Raw genomic sequence first — 18065 nt, 5'->3', positions numbered from 1 at the left:
GTCCTTTCCGTCAATGAAAAATATGGTAGGATAGAATGGGTTCCTAAATCATCAGCAGAGATGTATTCGTATAAGGTGAGAATAAATGAAAGCAGAGAAACGAATCGATGGCCAGCGTTCTGCAAGAAGGCTGGATTGGCTGACTAGAATCGATCCGATTACAAAAGGAATATGGCTGTTGAGCACAGGCTTTGCTAGCATGATGACCGTGTCTGCTGCAGGACAAGCTTTATGGCTGTTATCCATTCTCGTCATTGCAGGGACAGGCGCTGACTGGAGCATGCGCAGATGGAAACTCGTGCTTGGATGGTGCGCAGGCTTTGGCCTGCCGCTGGTCATCTTTCAGTGGCTCGTGCTGCCAGGGCAAACGCCGATGTTTGGATCAGGGCGCTGGCTTACGGAAGAAGCATTCGTGATGTCTATCACGCTGACGTGTCGAGCGCTTGTTATGTTTCTATCGTCGATCGTATTCGCGACGACGACAGAGCCACGCGATGTCATTGCTGCTCTAGTAGGGAAGCTGCGCGTGCCAGCGAAGTTTGCATACGCTGCCGCAATCGCTCTGCGCTTCGTGCCGCTTTTGACCCGCGAGGTGGAGCAAGTGCGACAGGCACAGAAGCTTCGTGCTTTAACGCGCAGCACAGGAATGAAGGCACGAATCAAGCGATCAGCCGCGCTTATGCTTGCCGTCGTGCACGCCGCTTTGCGTGAGGTTCAGACCGTTACGACAGCGATGGAAGCCAAGCAGTTCGGCAAAGGAGAACGAACGCAGTGGCGGAAGCTGTCGATAACGCATGCGGGCAAGCTATTGGCTTGTTGTTCGCTAGGTGCAGCTGCTGCATCCATATGGTATTTTTAAGGATGGGAAGAGAGCGGATGAGGCTTCTTCTTATAGGCGAGATTTCAGCTATCACAGCTGCGTGCTTGTTATCCTAAATAGCTGAAAGATTGGATCATGTTTGGGGAGGACGTTTATGCTTAAAAAGAATTTTGTTCAGGAGTGGCGTAAAATCACGCTGATGGAGTGGGTGCTTATGGCCCTGCTTGCAGCGATGAACGGGGTCCTTACAAGCCTGTTGTCACATGTAAACCAGCTGCTCACAAGCCTTGGAGGCTCTATGTTGACTTCAACGATTGTCGGCTTATATATGGTCTATGGATTGCTTGCGATGTATATCATTCGTAAGCCAGGTGCGGCGTTGTTTACTTATCTTATCGGCGCATTGATGCAGATTATGATAGGGACAAGCTATGGACCTTGGTCTGCGATTATAGCTGCCCTGTGCTATGCGGTGATTGTGGAGCCGCTCTTCTACTTATTCCGATACAAGCGCTTCGGTTGGAGTGTCATGCTCTTCACAGGCGTTGCGATGACGCCGTTATGGTATATCATTGCCGCCTTTATGTTCGGATACATCCACTACGAGTCGTGGGTGCTGATCGTCACGCTTGTGATACGCTGTATAAGCGGTATGCTCTTGTGCGGATGGTTAACGAAGTGGCTGGGTGACCGCATCAAACATACACGCTATGTTCGTCCATTTGCGCTTGGACGGGACGCGATGGATCGGTCTGCTTAGCGGATGAAATGAATCATGACTAGGCATGCATTCGCATGTTGTCGCTTATGGTAAAGAGAGAGGACAAGGAGGGAACGAGGTGGATAACGCAGAGAAGACGATTGCTTCAAGTGGCAGCTCCATACGCTCCCTTGATGTTCAGGAGGTCATACGCCTAGTGCGTGTGACCTTTGCCTATGTTGGAGAGAAGGCACCAATCATCCGCGATTGCTCCTTCTCGCTGAAGAACGGAGACATCCATATGATTGTCGGACGCAACGGCTCGGGCAAATCAACGCTGGCTAAGCTCCTTGCAGGGCTGCTTCAAGATCATGAAGGAGAGCGTACGGGGGAAGTGTTAAGAAAAGATTCGCTGATTGCAGGGTATATCAGCGCTGATGCCGTCTCGCAGTTTGTGATTGGCACAGTCGAGGATGAATTAGCCTTTGGGCCGGAGAATCTGGGCGTGAACCCACAAGAAATCAATCAGCGAATCGAGGAACAGCTAGCCTTCTTCGGAATGGATGCTTATCGCGAGAGACATGTCGATACGCTGTCAGGGGGAGAGCAGCAGCGGGTAGCGGCCATGTCAATCTGGACGATGGCCCCGCATCTTCTCATTGTGGATGATGCTTGGAGTCAGCTTGATGTTGAAGGGCGGCGATCTTTCTACGCCAAGCTGCTCCAATGGACGGAGTCGTCAGGAGGAGCGCTGGTTCTCTTTACCTCCCGGTCTATAGATACAGAGGAAGGGGAAGAGGCCAGCAAGCTCGTTAGGAAGGCGCAAACCTGGCATATGGAGAATGGTAAGCTTACATGGCTGCCTGAAGAAGTTAGAGCATGCGATGCTTCCGGACTAACGAAGGAACATGGATCGCGACCTCTTGCAGAGGACGATATCGGAGACGTGAGTGTCGGTGCTGTCGGGAGTTCGAATGTGATCGATCCCATGGCTGAGAAGAATGCTGTCCTGTATCTTGATCAAGTACGAGCAAGATACAGAGGAGCAGGGCAAGATGCGCTAAAGCAGGCTGAGGCAGCGCTTCGTTCGGGAGAGTGCGCCCTGCTGCACGGGCGCAATGGAGCTGGAAAGTCTACGCTATTCCGCCTTATCACGGGCGCTATGATGCCGGTGGAGGGTCGCATTTATCTTTGCGGCGAAGCATTAAGGAGCATGCGAGGAGAAAAGCTGGCACAGACGATAGGCTACGCTCCTCAGCGTGCAGCGGCCTCCTTCCTCGCGGATTCGGTATGGAATGAAGCGCTCATGGTATGCAAGGCGATACAGGCTTTGCCGAAGGAGAGGCATCCAGCCTCGATGCTTGCTTGTCCTGCGGCTGAGTCGTGGGCTCAAGCGGAGCTGCGTGAGCTTGGACTGCTCGAGCTTGCCAACCACCATCCACAGGAACTGTCCCTAGCTGAGCAGCGTAAGCTCGCGCTATGGATTGCAAGCGCGCATGAACCTGCTTTGCTGCTGCTGGATGAGCCAACGTCTGGTCTTGATCTAGAAGCGGCAGAGCATGTGGTACGTTGGTGCGAAGCACAGCGAAGACGTGGAGCAGCCATCCTTGTGATTACGCATGATCCGTTATGGGAACAGGTGAGATCTAGGCACAGCTATCAAAGCTGGAAGCTTGAGAACGGTGTATTGCAGATCTGTAGCAACGAATGTAATGAAAAAGGGGAGATGGCATGATGACGGAGAAAAAGGATATAAAGGGTGGCAGCGCCCCTTCTGCTATGCAGCATGAGGCAACCATGCAGCCAGGTCGAAAGCGTCAGCTTGTGACGCTGGCTTTGCTGCTGTCTACTTTCCTAGCGGCAATTGAGGTTACGGTCGTAAGCACAGCGATCCCGAAGATTGTGGCAGACCTTGGCGGGCTGCAGCTGATCAGCTGGATTTATGCCGCCTATTTGCTTACAACTGCGGTATCGACGCCATTCTTCGGCAAGCTGTCGGATTTGTTTGGTCGCAAAAATATTTTTATATTTGGCTCGGTGCTGTTTGTTCTAGGCTCCATGCTTTGCGGTCTGTCTCAGAATATGACCCAGATGGTCATCTTCCGAGCGATTCAAGGGATCGGGGCAGGGGCACTGACGCCGGTCACGATGACTATTGTAGGCGATATTTACAATTTTGAGGAACGTGCGAAGATTCAAGGATTATTCAGCTCCATCTGGGGAATCGCGGGGCTTGTTGGACCGCTTGTCGGCGGCATCTTCGTGGACTCCTTAAGCTGGCACTGGATATTCTACTTCAATGTACCGTTTGGCATCATTTCGGTGTGGATGATTGCAGTTCTATTTCATGAGAAGATTGATCGCAAGAAGAAATCGATCGATTACGGCGGCACCTTTACGTTTATGATCGGGATGACAGCCTTCTTGGTCATCCTAATTACCGGAGGAAGCATGGTGGCGTGGGATTCCACGCTGATGATCGTCCTGATTGCAGTATCCATTCTCTTCTTAGCGCTATTCTTCTATATAGAACTAAAGGTTCAAGAGCCGATGGTTCCGTTCCATCTATTCAAGAATCGCAGCATCTCCGTGGCCAATGGCGTGAGCTTTCTATTAAGTGCGGTACTGATTGGGTTGAACTCCTATCTGCCGCTTTGGGTGCAAGGAGTGCTTGGACAGAGTGCGAAGAGCTCGGGTCTTGCCCTTACGCCGATGTCGATTGGCTGGCTTCTTGGCTCTATCGTCGGAGGACGGCTTCTGATTAAGAGTGGGGGCAAGATTACGGCTTTTATCGGCACGATCGCGATTGTGGCAGGCTCCATATGGCTTACCTTCATATCGAGTGACAGCTCGATTATGATGATCATGGTGCTAATGTTCATCGCGGGCTTTGGCTTTGGCTTCTCGTTCACATCCTTTATTGTCATTGTACAGTCATCGGTCAGCTGGAAGGAGCGCGGGAGCTCAACAGCGCTTAACTCCTTCGTTCGAACCTTAGGGCAGACGATCGGCATTGCGGTGTTCGGTACATACTTGAATACCCATATTGCAAGTGCTGTAAAGAATGCAGGAGCGGACATTGCGAGCAAAGTAACGAGTGACGACCTGAACAATCTATTATCTGCAGAAGGGGCTAAGGAGCTGCCAGCCGATCTGATCGGGCCGCTTCGAGGCTTCCTGGAACAAGGTCTGCAAAGTGTATTTATGCTTGCAGCAGGTATTGCTATTGTTGCATGTTTGTATACCATCTTTATGCCAAGTCGACGTTCCGAAGAGAGTCAGAAACAGAATCAAGCTGTATCCTAGCTCATAAGAACACTAGCCGGAGGCCAAGAGCTTCCGGCCTTTTTGTCTTCAAAGTCTTGGCTGTATCTGAAGTGTTGTTTGAGTGATCGCTATGCGCTATTTGGCGAAACACCTGTGGCCGTGATGAAGGGGCGCGACTTTGACGTTCCTTCCAAGAGGTTTTTTCACGGCTTGAAGTAGGAATTCATAGCTTTATGTCGAAATATAAGCGGTAACCATTCCAATGCAAATGTTGCAGGATTCACCTATATCAGACACTTTTGTTTCAAGCAACCATTCTTGGAGTATTTATTGTAGGAGTATAAGAATATGTTTCTTCGACGGAAAAGGAGCTCCATGGATATGCGGCGAACGTTGATTCCACTTTCTACATTAAGATCAATTCTTATATATATCTTGTTAATGGCCCTAACGTTATATTTGAGTCAAAATGGGATCCAATACGCTTATGGGGCTGAATTTATCCTTTGCAGCTCTGTGCTCCTGCTCCTGTCCGGCTTGTTCGGATGGGCGTGGGGCGCCGTATCTGCTCTATCCCTGACCTTATCGCTTTATTATACTCAGCATGGCTCCATTATTCTGCTATTGATCGGACTTGAGATTCTCATTGTGGGATTTTTGCATGAGCGAACGAAGAGGCCTCTGCTGCTGCTGGATGGGTTGTATTGGTTTGGCATCGGCGCGCCGCTGGCGACACTCTTCTTCTATTTGCAAACCTATAGCTTCAACTCAGAGGCGATTCTGCAATACTTTATGTTTGCAATGAATGGCTTGCTTAATGTCTTTATTGCCGACGTCCTGCTGACCTTTGTACCGTGGCATCGCATCATTCCACGGCTTGAACGCAAGCTCGTATCCTTGAACCAACTGCTCGCTCACTTGTGCATGATCGCCGTTTTTATCCCGTTTATGATCAATCTTGTGCTCGACAGCCATCAGATGCGCTCTGAGATCGAGGCAGACTCTTTATCGCTGGTTGAGAGTCAGTCTAGGGTTGCGATGGACTGGGCGAATAACTTAAGCATGAAAGACAAGCACGGCCTATACATACGAAATGAAGACAATATCAAGCAGCTCGAGCAGAAGCTGAATCTATTCTCGCTCAACCATCTGCTCAAAATAGCTGTATATGACCGAGAGGACAAGCTAATGGCCTCTACGGATGCTCCTTTTTTTAATAAGATGAACATGATTGAGCTAGAGAAGCAGGGGATTCAGCTGATGGAGCTGGAGCCCAAACAGGATCAGCCTGTACAGGAAAAGAAGCTCATTCAGCATCGCTTCTATCAATGGCTACCTTCAGAAAGTCAGTATGACTATGATACAAGACGATGGAACGATGGCTATTACGTATTGATCAAGCAGTATACGGATTTGCCTATGCAAAAAATAATAACGCTTATCCCTATTGCTGTGTTTTCAGAAAATACGATTTCGCTTTATTTGTCCAAGTTTCTGAACATCTTTATCTTGTGTCTTATTGTCGGAGCGGTGGCTTTTCTTATAACAAGATACATATCCCGCGTCTTGAATCAACTTATGACGATTACGACAGGCATGCCGGCAAAGCTGATCACCTCCCAATCCATCACATGGCCGATGAGTCGAATCAGTGATATCCGAGCACTGGAGAATAACTTCAGAACCATGTCTGAACGATTAATCGAAGTATTCTATGAAATGAGACGAATGAACGATAAGCTTCGCAATCAGACCAACAAGCTTGAAAACTCGGAAGAACGCTTACAGCAGCTTGCGTATTATGATCCGCTGACGCAGCTGCCGAATCGTTATCATTTTACTTCTAAGCTTGAAGAAGCGATTGAACGAGCGGAGGAGAATGAGGGAGCCATTGCGCTCATGTTCCTTGATCTCGACCGCTTTAAGCATATTAACGATTCGTTAGGTCATAATGTGGGAGATCTTCTGCTCGTTCGAGTTGCCCAGCGGCTTAGCTCGCAAATCTCGAGACTGCAGGGATCTGCGATGATCGCTCGGCTTGGTGGCGATGAATTTGTCGTCTTGCTTGAGGATTACACGAAGGCTGATGTGAAGAAAGTAGCAGAGCGCATTGTACAGGTGTTCCACGACAGCTTCTTCGTCTTGTCCTACGAGCTGTTTGTATCGCCATCCATCGGGATTGCGATGTATCCAGAGCATGGCAAGGAGTCGACTGTGCTGCTGAAGCGGGCGGATACTGCTATGTATGCGGCGAAGGACCGCGGGGGACAGAATGCAATCTTTTATGATGAGCTGCATTCCGATCAATTGCACGAGATGGCAACGATAGAAGGCCAGCTTCGCAAGGCGCTTGACCGCCAAGAGCTGATCTTGAACTATCAGCCTATTGTGGATTCCTCAGGCAGAGTCAGTGCAGCGGAAGCGTTAATTCGGTGGAATCATCCAGAGCACGGCTTTATTTCTCCGGCTAAGTTCATCCCGATTGCGGAGGAGACAGGGCTCATTATTCGGATCGGGGAGTGGGTGCTCCGCACAGCATGCATCCAGCATAGAGAGTGGGTGGAGTCGAATAAGCTGCCGCCTTTTGATTTATCCGTCAATGTATCGTTAAGGCAGTTCCTGAACCAGGACTTTGTGGAAATGGTGGATCGTATTCTCGCAGAGACGAGGTTCGATCCGGAGCGGCTGGTGCTGGAAATTACAGAAGGCTATGTGAACAAGAATGTAGAGCATGGGAATCATGTGCTGAATCAGCTTAAAAATCGAGGCATCCGCATCGCGATTGATGACTTTGGAACAGGATATTCATCGCTCAGCCGCCTGAAGACACTGCCGATTCACGTGTTAAAGATTGATCGCTCCTTTATCCGCTATGTGCAAAATGATAGCGCAAATGCTTCTATCGTAGAGGCTGTCATTCATATCGGGAAGAGCATGAATCTAAAGGTGATGTCGGAAGGGGTAGAGACGATGGAGGAGCTGAGGTTCCTTAGATCCGTCAATTGCCATCAATATCAAGGCTACCTAATCAGCCCGCCGCTGCCTGCACATGAGTTCCAGGCGCGATTCCGAGAATTCTCCATGCCGCTGCAGATGCTGATGGAAGCGAAGCAATAGTAACGCGAGTGTTCAAAACTATAGATCGATTGAATAAAAATCACATACAAAAGAGCCGGTAAAGCTATACCGGCTCTTTTGTATGTGATCACGAGCTCGCTTGTGAGCTTCATGACACGTATAGAGGTTAAAAGGATTCAAGCTGGTCATGATGTGATGTCTAAAGAGGTCTTCAGCTTGATTATCACTTCAACGCGCCTTACACAGATTTCTTTGCAGGAGATGTTCCTAGCTTCTCTGCTTGCATGCCAAGCTTCTTCAATAGATCAATCGCCATTTCCTTCTCTTCGAGGGAAAGTCCGCTTAGCGCCCGATTAAGCATATTGGCTTGACGAGGGAAGATTCGACCCATAACGTCTTGCCCTTTCTCTGTCAGCTCAGCAAAAATGACGCGACGATCTTTCGCACAAGGGTGACGACGAAGATAGCCGTTTCGCTCCAGCTTATCGATGACATAGGTTACATTGCCGCTTTGCAGCAAAAGCTTAGAGCCGATCTGTTGAATGGGCTGTGCACCTTTATTGTAGAGTATTTCAAGAACAGCAAAGTCCGTCGGATTAAAACCTTCATTTTTGCAGCATGCGGAAGAATGGTCCGAGATGCTCTTGAATGCTTTAGAAAATACACGAAACAAGTGCAAGGATACCTCAGTTTCACGATCTAAATGGTCATGCATGGTTATCCCACCTTAAAAGAATGGTTACGATTTCATCTTATTATGAAAATGAAGATGAAAATATATCATTAATCACATTTGTGAAAGATTGAACACAATAAATTTGAAGTTTTTTTACTTGTAGATTATGGTTAAGTATAGAAGAAATTTAAGAGGAGGTCAGGTCATGAGTCAAATGATGAAAGCTTGTTTAGTGGATGAGTCGAACAACTTATACTGGGGAGAGGTCGAGAAGCCTGCTTGCGGTAGTGATGAACTTCTCGTTCGCGTACATGCCACAGCAGTGAATCGGGCGGATCTTCAGCAAAAAGAAGGAACCTATCCTGTACCCCCAGGTGCATCTCCCATTCTAGGGCTTGAGATGGCTGGGACGATAGAGGAGAAGGGAGAACTTGTAACCGATTGGAATATTGGCGACCGTGTCATGGCGCTGCTTTCTGGCGGTGGTTACGCACAATACGTCGTCATCAAGGCAGATACCGCTATCCGGGTGCCTGAGGAGCTGCATCTGGAGCAGGCCGCTTCGATTCCGGAGGTGTATCTTACCTCGTATTTGAATATGATCCAGCTTGGAGGCTTGTCGAGCGGTGAGCGAGTGTTGATCCATGCGGCTGCAAGTGGAGTAGGCACGGCGTCTATTCAGCTTGCGAAGACGGTAGGGGCTCAAGTCTACGCAACCGCAGGCTCCAATGAAAAGATAGAAGCGGTGAAGGAATTGGGAGCGGACCTTGCGATTGCTTATAAAGAGCAATCGTTCCGTGATATTGTACTAAAGGAAACAGGAGGCCATGGCGTAGAGCTTGTCTTGGACCCGATTGGAGCTGCCTACTGGCAGGATAATATGGAGGTATTGGCGCTTGATGGCCGGATGGTCCTCTACGGCACGATGGGTGGCTCGAAGATTGATCAGGTTGATTTGATGCCTGCTATGTTGAAACGGATTCATCTCATCGCAAGCACGTTAAGAGGGCTCCCGCATGAGCGCAAGGTTGCCTTAAAGAATGAATTTGAAGAACGGGTGATGCCGAAGTTTCGTTCGGGAGAAATGATTCCGGTTATCGACAGCGTGTACGAGCCATTTGAGGTGAATGAGGCTCATGCAAGAATGAAGAGCAATCAAAACATCGGCAAGCTGGTTGTACGCGTTCCATCGCCTAAGTGAATTGTGATCAATCAAGCAGAAAAACAGCTGCTTGATTTGATAATGTAAAAGGTTGAAGAGCGATGGCAATCGCTTTTTGAGAAGAAGATCAGGGGTGTGTCAGCCATGAGTGCATTAAAGGTACATATTGATGAAGCGGGCTATAGTCCACAGGATATGAAGATTCACGGCATTTCTTTTCATGTCAATCCAGGAGAGTTGGTTGGCTTGATTGGTCCGAACGGTGCTGGCAAGAGCACGACAATGAAGTCGATACTCGGTGTGATGAGGGTCGTTAAAGGAAATATTCAGATTGGTGAAGACGGAACGGGCAGGTATGCCTATGTGCCTGAGCAGCCAGTCCTGTATGAGACAATGACGATGAAAGAGCATTTGCAGCTTGCCGCAGCTGCCTATGAAATGACTAGCGAGCAGTATGAGGAGCATGAGCGCATATTGACGGAGCGGTTTCAGATGGCAGATGTGCTTCATCAATACCCAACAAGCTTCTCTAAAGGCATGCAGCAGAAGCTGATGCTGATCCTTGCCTTCATGCTGAAGCCGTCGCTTTATATTGTGGATGAGCCCTTTGTTGGCCTTGATCCAAGAGCAACGAAGCGCTTCTTAGATATGCTTGCCGCTGAGCGTGAGAATGGTGCCGGCGTCTTAATGAGCACGCATGTACTCGATACAGCTGAACGCATTTGTGATCGGTTTATCCTAATCCATGGCGGACGCATGATCGCAAATGGTACCCTTGATGAGCTTCGAGAACAAAGTGGAGTAAGCGATGGAACGTTGATGGACATCTTCGAGGTGCTTACATGATGAATCCTTGGAAGCTTGCGAGTCGCCGTTTTCGTTCCAATGCATCTTACCAATGGCGAGCTTTGCGAACGGTAATCGATTGGACGGTTGGCTTATATATTGTCATACCAGCCTTTCTGCTAGGCTTAAAATTCTATCTGGAGTGGGTGCAGAATCCAGTGCTTCCCGAAATCCTCTCCTCTGTGAACAATCTATGGATATATCCATTCCTGCTGCCTCTCTTCTTTGCCCGCCTGCGGACATGGGCTGAGCCAGGAGATATTTTATTCTTGCGTCAGCGTCCTGCCTGGGTACGCGGCTTCGTCGGATTCGGACTTATGGAATTGTCGATTCGGCAGCTTCTAAGCTTTGGTATGATCACGATTCTTCTACTGCCGCTGTTATTCAAAGGCTTTGGCTTCTCGCAAAGCATGGTGGCGCTGCTCTTGATCTGGGGCTATACCCTTTCACTCTTGCATGCTCTTATTCGTAATCGCATCCTCGTGCAATTTGCGGGAATTCGTCGGGTGCTCGTGGGATGGCTGTGGAATCTGCTCTTAATTGTGATGTTTCGCTTCATGACAGCTTATATCATCCAGCATCCCTTCCTCTTTGGCTGTGCCTTGGTTGGAGTCTTACTCTTCATCATGCTGTTGGCATACTGGCGAGTACGCGTCATGTACACGTTTGAGCGAGATGTCGACTTGGAGCTCGAGACTAAGATGAAACTGACAGGCATCCTGCTGAGACAGGCAGTCGACACGAAGCAGCGCAAGCGCAAGGGCAGTCAACCTTTGCTATTCCGTCGATCTGGTTATCTCTACAAAGTAAAGGGTCCCGGTCAGCAAATTGGCGCAATTGGCGTAAAGACGCTGTGGAGAAGCTCCTCGCACATGATTTTCTATTCGCAGCTTACAGGTGTGGGGTTGATTGCGATTGTTCTATGTTCGGGAGCCCTCGCCGCACTAGGACTGATTGTATTTCCCGTGCTGTGCGTTATCCTTGGTGTATGGCTGAATATGTACTGGCGCGAGCTTGTAGATAGCGACGTATGGAACATGTTTAGCTTTGATGGCACACAGCTTAGTATCGCGAGCCTGCACTTTGCGACAGTTAACGCTGTCCTGCCAGGTTTGTTATGGGGACTTGCTTGTGGCTTCATGACCCAATCTGTAGGGATGGGGCTGCTGTACGGAGCGATTGGCGTGTTCGCTGCCATGTTTATCGCTCGCGTTGTGATGACTCTGATTGGCTACAAGCGAAAAGAGCATAAAGAGGTTGAGGAAACGTCAGAGACGACCTCATCATAAGACGTGAAGCATGATTCCTCCTCATATGGGGATATTAACAATTAGGATAATTCCCTTGAGGAGGATGGCGATGGAACAGTCAGTATTACGATTTCAATTCAAGGATGGCCAAGGACTTGTTCATGCCTATGATACGCTGCAGGAACTTGGATACGATCCTGTAAGAGAGCAAGGAGAAAGACTGCATATCCATATTGAGCGTCAGGACCTTACCTCTGCACTCGAAATTGTCGAAGCCTGCGGAGGCAGCTTGATAGAAGAAGCAGACCGTACGGAAATGAGTGTCATGGATGAAGCTTATGGGATGCATATGATCCCGATTCCTGCTCACATCGTTAATGAAGATTGGGTGGATCAGCCGACTTATGCGGAGGTTGACCCAAGAGGCGATGATTTGTCCCACAGAGAGGAAGAAGCGATTGGCTGGGATGATGACCTGAGCAATCAATTTCCTGGCGGGGTTCACTTATAGTGTTGTTGTGATGAAAATGGGATGCAGGAGCCATGTTCTAGTCTTTGGCTGGCTCCTGCTTGTTTATAGGAATGATGAGGCTTACTGCTGTGCAGCATGATGGCCAGCGGTGTAACCAGTAGCAAAGGCGGCTGTAATGTTATACCCCCCTGTATAGCCGTGAATATCCAGAATCTCTCCGCAGAAGAACAATCCTCTTGTCAGCTTAGATTCCATTGATTTTGGATTTATTTCTTTTAAATGAATGCCACCGCCTGTGACAAACGCTTCCTCGATGGAGCGAGTACCGCTTATCTTCATCGGGAATGCCTTCATCAGCTCACAGAGATCCGCCCACTGCTTTTTCTGAAAATGGTCATGGGTAGTGGAGTCGTCCATGTTGACCATGGCCAGCAGCAGCGGAACCATGCGTTCTGGCACCATCTGCTTCATAATGTTCTTTACTGCCTTCTTCGGCTCCTTGGACCAAACGGATAGCCCCCATTGGCTGACTGCATCAAGGCTTAGCTCAGGCTTCAGGTCGATCGTGACAGGCACGGTTTCTCTTTTGGAGCGCTTCAATTCTTTAACGACGAATTGACTGCAGCGAAGAGCAGCGGGACCGGACAGCCCAAAGTGTGTGAAGATCAGATCTCCTTCATGAGTAATAAGCTTCTTGCCCTTTTCGTTCCACACCGTAATGGCAATATCCCGCAAGGAGAGGCCTTGAAGCACTTTGTCACGGATAAAGGAAGCATTGGACGTTAAGGGGACTTCTGTTGGATATAACTCCGTTATCGTATGCCCAGCAGCTTCAGCCCACGGATAACCATCTCCGGTTGATCCCGTATGTGGAACGGAACGTCCACCGGTTGCAAGGATGACAGCATCAGCTGGAAGCACTTCCTGACTCTTTAAGCGAACCCCTTTTACAGCATCATCTACATATATGACTTGCTCCACGGGTTCGTTAATACGCAATGTTACGCCCAGGCGAACGGCTTCGCCAATCAAGGCGTCGACGACAGACTTTGCTTTGTCGGACACGGGGAACATTCGTCCATGATCCTCTTCTTTTAAAGCGATTCCAAGCCGTTCAAAGAAGGCTATGATGCGCTCTGGATTCATATGCTGAAAAGCGCTGTGAAGAAAACGGCCGTTACCAGGGATAAAGCGAATGAGCTCGTCAATCGGCTTATTATTGGTTACATTGCAGCGCCCTCCGCCAGAGATGGCTAGTTTGCGTCCAAGCTTATTGCCTTTATCGACAAGAGTGACGCTGGCGCCTTGTTCAGCTGCGGCAATAGCAGCCATTAGGCCAGAAGGTCCTCCTCCTACAACTACAACTTGTGTACGGTGCATGCTGAAACTCCTTTTGCTGTTACTTTGATTGTATCCGCTATCTTTTTTCAAATATCGGGATGAAGCATTTCTTGTATCATTGTAGCCTTGTCTATGTCGATTGCAACCAAAAAACATAAAAAGTTGTTAAAAGATGTACTTTAGTGATTGTTTTAACAGCATGAGTATGTTTTAATACAGGCAGAAATAACCAGCGTGAGAAAGAAGGGAGATTATGTACGCTGCTTTAAAGGAAACACTGCTGCAAGTGTTTATTGCTTATCTTCCGGCTTTTTCGTGCCAGATCTATACGATGAAGCCGGAGCGTATCTCTAAGGCTCACTATAACATTGGATTTTTCTCATCCTTATCGGTGTTACTGTGCATGATGCTCTCCTTTTACTATTTTAAGGCAACGGTTCAGCCCTTTGATTTTCGTCTCATTCCTTATACGCTTGGTATTTTGTACGGTGGCTATCTCATTGGGAGCCTTATTGTCGGCTTTTATGTTATTGTATTAATTGGGTTCAGCCTTGCTCAGTACCCCGTCGCCATGTGGAGCGATGCACTTATTTATTTGACACCGTTTCTATTTTTGTCTATCAGCAAGTTTCGCCAGGCAGGGACGAGAAAGCGCGTTTACATCGTGATGAGCTTCGCGGTGCTTGGCATGCTGCTTTATTTCCTTTATTACGTTATCGCGTTATGGAATCATTCGATTATTTTTGATCTCGAAGTCTTTTTATTTATGGCCATCTTTGGAACGGTCTTCCTTGGTGCGGCCGGCTTAGTCGTGTACTTTGTTGAGAGTGCAAGGGAGAAGGCTTACCTGCAGCAAGGCTATATTTCGGTGTGGAGGCAATATCGGCAGGAGGCGCACAAGCTGCATCAGGTGATCGATGCGACGCCGCTTGGGGTTATATCGGTTGATGCGAATGAACGCATTACGGGTATTAACCAAATGATGATGTCTATGCTATTCCGTGAGGATCAAATGCCTCTTGCAAGCCACTTGATCGGGAGAGAATATCACAGCATCATTCAGACGACACGCTTCTGGCGCGGACAGGAGCTGCTGGTTCACCGTGTGCTTAGAGGCGAGAGCCTGCAAAGCGATGTGATTACGGTGGAGGGCAGAACGTACCTGATTCGTGCAGCTTCGATGAAGAATCAGGAAACCGATGAGATTGTTGGCGCTGTTGCTATGATGCATGATATTACCGAGCTTGTTCAGCTGCGTGCGGAGATGGGCAACATGGAGCGGCTTAGCCTTGTTGGGCAGATGGCAGCCAGCATTACCCATGAGATTCGAAATCCGATGGCCGTCGTACGCGGCTTCATTCAGCTGATGAGACAGAAGAGCCCGAATCACCTCGATGATTACTATAAGATTGTAATGGAGGAGCTGGATCGGGCAAACAGCATTATTAACGATTTTTTGTCCCTCGCTCAGAATCGTATCGTCGAAAAAGAGAGAATGCACCTGCATGATCTCATCAATACGATCTCCCCGCTGGTCCAGGCGGATGCCAATCTGCGAGGTCAGGAGATTACGTTAAGATTAAATAAACATGTGCCGGAATTGCTGCTCAATCCGAAGGAAATCAAGCAGCTCCTGCTTAATCTTGCCCGCAACGCCATGGAGGCGATGGACGACAAGGGGAGCCTGATGATTGAGACAAGATCTGAAGGACAATTCGTAGAGTTAATCGTACAGGATAATGGGCCTGGAATACCGAAGGAGACGCTAGATAAGCTCTTTGAGCCATTTTTTACAACCAAGACGAAGGGAACAGGTCTAGGCCTGCCGTTGTGTCTGAGCATCGTAGAGCGTCATAATGGAACGATACGGGTAGAGTCAGAGGCCGGTCAAGGTACTCGCTTTATCGTTTCATTCCGTACAGAAGATCATGTACAACCCATTCTTCAATCCCAGGCCATGTAGCAACAAGATATGGAGGACACTATGGATGTCATACAACTTGGATCATTAACGCTGAAGTGGGATTTGCTTGCCCTGATCGGCGCGCTTGTCTTAGCGCTGGTCGCAATCTCTCTTCGTTTAAAGCTCGAAAGCAAACCAGTAAAGCCGTGGATGGAATGGGCGATGACGGTGATGCTTGTGCTGCTGCTTAATGAAAAATTCGGCTACCTATGGGATTCGCCTTCTGTTATTTGGGAGCAGCCCAAAGCGCTGTTGTTTTTATCGGGGACCTCGATTAATGGAAATGTATTGCTTGTGATCGGGCTTGTTTCCTGGTCCATCTTATATGCACGCAAGCATCAGTTGTCGCTCGCCGTGTTAACGGATTTGGCTGCACAGGGCTATTTAATGTGGCTCGTCGGCTATGGCTTTTTGTATGCTTATATGACCGAGACAGCACCAGGCATGACGCCATTTCCGCTTCCTGGTGGGATAGCGCAGGCACTGCCGCCTATCGAATCATTTATAGCGATCGTCGTTTTGTTAGTGCTGTGGCTGCTGCGAAGACCGCTTGGCTCGCTGAAAGACGCGCAGTACAGTACCGCCTTTATGGGGACGTCAGGCTTGCTGCTGTCGCTATGGATTCCTCCAGAGATCGCGTGGATGTCGATGTCGAGCAATCAATGGCTGTATGTCTTCCTTCTCATCTGCTGCTACTTTATTACCCGGGAACGGGAGCGGCGCAAGCTGCTTATGAAGGCAAAGCAAGAATGGTCTAAAGAGGAAACGATAGAGGAAGCAGAGCAGGCTAAGCCTGGTTTGTAGTGTACGGACTGGTGAGCTCGCAGCGGATAATCCTGTCTTTATTCGCACATAATAGCACTGACTTATGTGTGGGAAAGGAGGGATACCTGTGAGCAGCAACAATTCAAAGGAACAAGAAATGCAAGAGAAAGCGAATCGTGGGAATAAGGGAGCTTCCAGTACTCCAGACAAGAAGCTTAACGGACCGAACATTCCGTCTACCTAGTCTAGAATGTTGTTCTGATGCCCTTGCTTTCACTTCTAGGCATGGTACAATATTTACCGATAGAGTGTTATGAATGTTCTATCGTAACATACTTTACTATAGGAGTGAACGAGGATGTCGATGTCATTCGAGCAATATATGCGTGATATGGTCCAACCTATGCGTGATGAGTTGACAAAGGTTGGCTTTATCGAGCTGCGCACAGCAGAAGAAGTAGAAGAGAAGCTTCCAACTGCAAAGGGCACAGCCCTTGTCGTGGTGAACTCCGTATGTGGTTGCGCTGCAGGACAATGCCGTCCAGGCGTTCGCCAATCATTGGAGGCCGAGGCAACACCGGATCATCTATTTACGGTGTTCGCTGGACAAGATAAGGAAGCAACGGCAAAAGCACGTGAATATTTTGCGCCGTACCCACCATCTTCTCCATCTATTGCCTTGATGAAGGATGGGGAGCTCGTGCATTTCATCGAGCGTCATAGTGTGGAGAATCGTTCTGCAGAAGAGATTTCAGCTGAATTGACTGCAGCTTATGAGCGTTTCTGCCGCTAAGCGTCATAGAAGGACGAAAGCCCCCGCACATATTGCATGTGCGGGGATTTTTGCACAACATTGAAGCAGAGGAAAGGGGAACTATGGAGATGAGCCTACAACAAGAGATTATCGAACGGTTTGGCGTAAAGCCTCAGATTGATGAAGCAGAGGAAGTACGCAAGCGCGTAGATTTCTTGAAAAAGTACGTCACAGATTCAGGCACGAGCGGCCTATTGATTGCGATCAGCGGGGGGATTGACAGTGCTGTTGCAGCAGGACTTTGCAAGCAGGCGACAGATGAATTGTCAGCAGAGACAGGCAAGCCTTATATGACCCTTGGCGTGTTCCAGCCTTATGGTGAACAAGTAGATATTCAAGACAGCTACGCTGTAGCGGAAGCCTTCAAGCTGAAGCATACGGTTGAAACGAATGTAGAAGATGCGGTTAATGAGATTGCCCTGGAAACGGAACAAGCCTTTAAGCAATTAAATATTCATCGTCATATCAGCATTCCGGGGAAAGGCAACGTTAAGGCCCGTGTCCGCATGGTGACCCAATATGCACTCGCGTTCGATCTCAATCTTCTTGTTGTTGGAACGGACCACGCTTCTGAAGCTCTTACAGGCTTCTACACGAAGTGGGGAGACGGTGCGGTTGATATCACGCCGCTCTCATCGCTGAATAAGCGTCAGGTTCGCCAATTGGCTCGTTATCTAGGCGTTCCTACCAGTGTTATTGACAAGGTACCGACAGCAGGCCTATGGGAAGGTCAGACAGACGAAAAAGAGCTTGGGATCACCTATGATGAAAATAGCGACTATCTCGAAGGCAAATCGGTATCTGATGAAGCAATAGAGAAGATCGAGCGTCAATATAGAAAGACTGAGCATAAACGCTCGGCGATTCCTGGCATTTAATTGAACATGCCAAGAATCAGGTTGTGAATGAAG

At 48.6% G+C, this 18065-nt stretch carries 15 protein-coding genes; 13 read left to right on the top strand and 2 right to left on the bottom strand.

From position 1 onward, the window contains the following. Positions 1-85: 85 nt before the first annotated feature. The 5 genes from I2H74_RS20510 (at position 86) to I2H74_RS20490 (ending at position 7904) form a co-directional block, all read left to right on the top strand. Positions 86-859, top strand: a complete 774-nt coding sequence (locus I2H74_RS20510) for an energy-coupling factor transporter transmembrane component T family protein (RefSeq protein WP_195576108.1) — start codon at positions 86-88, stop codon at positions 857-859. Between the two features lie 115 nt (positions 860-974). Continuing rightward, positions 975-1580 carry an ECF transporter S component gene (locus I2H74_RS20505; protein ID WP_229106896.1) on the top strand — a complete coding sequence of 202 codons (606 nt, stop codon included), beginning with the start codon at positions 975-977 and terminating at the stop codon, positions 1578-1580. 79 nt (positions 1581-1659) lie between these two features. Then, positions 1660-3255, top strand: a complete 1596-nt coding sequence (locus tag I2H74_RS20500; RefSeq protein WP_195576107.1) for an ATP-binding cassette domain-containing protein — start codon at positions 1660-1662, stop codon at positions 3253-3255. Beyond that, positions 3252-4826, top strand: a complete 1575-nt coding sequence (locus tag I2H74_RS20495; protein WP_229106895.1) for an MDR family MFS transporter — start codon at positions 3252-3254, stop codon at positions 4824-4826. The genes I2H74_RS20500 and I2H74_RS20495 overlap by 4 nt, the downstream gene beginning before the upstream one ends. Before the next feature lie 342 nt (positions 4827-5168). Then, positions 5169-7904, top strand: a complete 2736-nt coding sequence (locus I2H74_RS20490; protein WP_229106894.1) for a putative bifunctional diguanylate cyclase/phosphodiesterase — start codon at positions 5169-5171, stop codon at positions 7902-7904. A 199-nt stretch (positions 7905-8103) separates the two neighbouring features. Here I2H74_RS20490 and I2H74_RS20485 read toward each other — a convergent pair whose 3' ends face one another. Then, the gene (locus I2H74_RS20485) at positions 8104-8580 is read right to left on the bottom strand and encodes a MarR family winged helix-turn-helix transcriptional regulator (protein WP_195576105.1); all 477 of its coding nucleotides are present in this window, start codon (positions 8578-8580) and stop codon (positions 8104-8106) included. A 166-nt stretch (positions 8581-8746) separates the two neighbouring features. On the opposite strand from I2H74_RS20485, the gene I2H74_RS20480 reads away from it, so the two are divergent. The 4 genes from I2H74_RS20480 to I2H74_RS20465 all read left to right on the top strand — a co-directional run bounded on the left by I2H74_RS20480 (position 8747) and on the right by I2H74_RS20465 (position 12310). Next, positions 8747-9742, top strand: coding sequence for an NAD(P)H-quinone oxidoreductase (locus I2H74_RS20480; protein ID WP_229106893.1), 996 nt, complete (start codon positions 8747-8749; stop codon positions 9740-9742). A 105-nt stretch (positions 9743-9847) separates the two neighbouring features. Further along, positions 9848-10549, top strand: coding sequence for an ABC transporter ATP-binding protein (locus tag I2H74_RS20475; RefSeq protein ID WP_195576104.1), 702 nt, complete (start codon positions 9848-9850; stop codon positions 10547-10549). Continuing rightward, positions 10546-11838, top strand: coding sequence for an ABC transporter permease (locus I2H74_RS20470; RefSeq protein ID WP_195576103.1), 1293 nt, complete (start codon positions 10546-10548; stop codon positions 11836-11838). Before I2H74_RS20475 ends, I2H74_RS20470 begins: the two co-directional genes overlap by 4 nt. 70 nt (positions 11839-11908) lie before the next feature. Then, positions 11909-12310: a DNA/RNA helicase gene (locus I2H74_RS20465; protein WP_195576102.1), complete on the top strand. Its 402-nt coding sequence runs from the start codon at positions 11909-11911 to the stop codon at positions 12308-12310. Between the two features lie 81 nt (positions 12311-12391). On the opposite strand, the gene I2H74_RS20460 is transcribed toward I2H74_RS20465, so the two are convergent. Then, on the bottom strand, positions 12392-13651 hold the full coding sequence (locus I2H74_RS20460; RefSeq protein ID WP_195576101.1) for an NAD(P)/FAD-dependent oxidoreductase: 1260 nt from the start codon (positions 13649-13651) through the stop codon (positions 12392-12394). A 214-nt stretch (positions 13652-13865) separates the two neighbouring features. Here I2H74_RS20460 and I2H74_RS20455 point away from each other — a divergent pair, with 214 nt between their 5' ends. The 4 genes from I2H74_RS20455 (at position 13866) to nadE (ending at position 18032) form a co-directional block, all read left to right on the top strand. Next, complete coding sequence (locus I2H74_RS20455) at positions 13866-15575, top strand: two-component system sensor histidine kinase NtrB (protein ID WP_195576100.1); 1710 nt, start codon at positions 13866-13868, stop codon at positions 15573-15575. A gap of 21 nt (positions 15576-15596) precedes the next feature. Then, entirely contained in the window at positions 15597-16379 is a 783-nt protein-coding gene (locus tag I2H74_RS20450; RefSeq protein ID WP_195576099.1) for a hypothetical protein, read from the top strand. A gap of 319 nt (positions 16380-16698) precedes the next feature. Then, positions 16699-17133 (top strand): BrxA/BrxB family bacilliredoxin, encoded by a 435-nt coding sequence (locus I2H74_RS20445; protein ID WP_195576098.1) that lies wholly within the window; start codon positions 16699-16701, stop codon positions 17131-17133. Positions 17134-17222: 89 nt separating this feature from the next. Continuing rightward, positions 17223-18032, top strand: coding sequence for an ammonia-dependent NAD(+) synthetase (nadE, locus tag I2H74_RS20440; protein WP_195576097.1), 810 nt, complete (start codon positions 17223-17225; stop codon positions 18030-18032). Positions 18033-18065: the final 33 nt, after the last annotated feature.

The organism is Paenibacillus sp. 1001270B_150601_E10 (assembly GCF_015558675.1).
In the GTDB taxonomy this organism is placed as follows: Bacteria; Bacillota; Bacilli; order Paenibacillales; family Paenibacillaceae; genus Paenibacillus_B.
The sequence above is the reverse complement of the archived record's forward strand: the minus strand, read 5'-3'. Positions and strand labels throughout refer to the sequence as shown.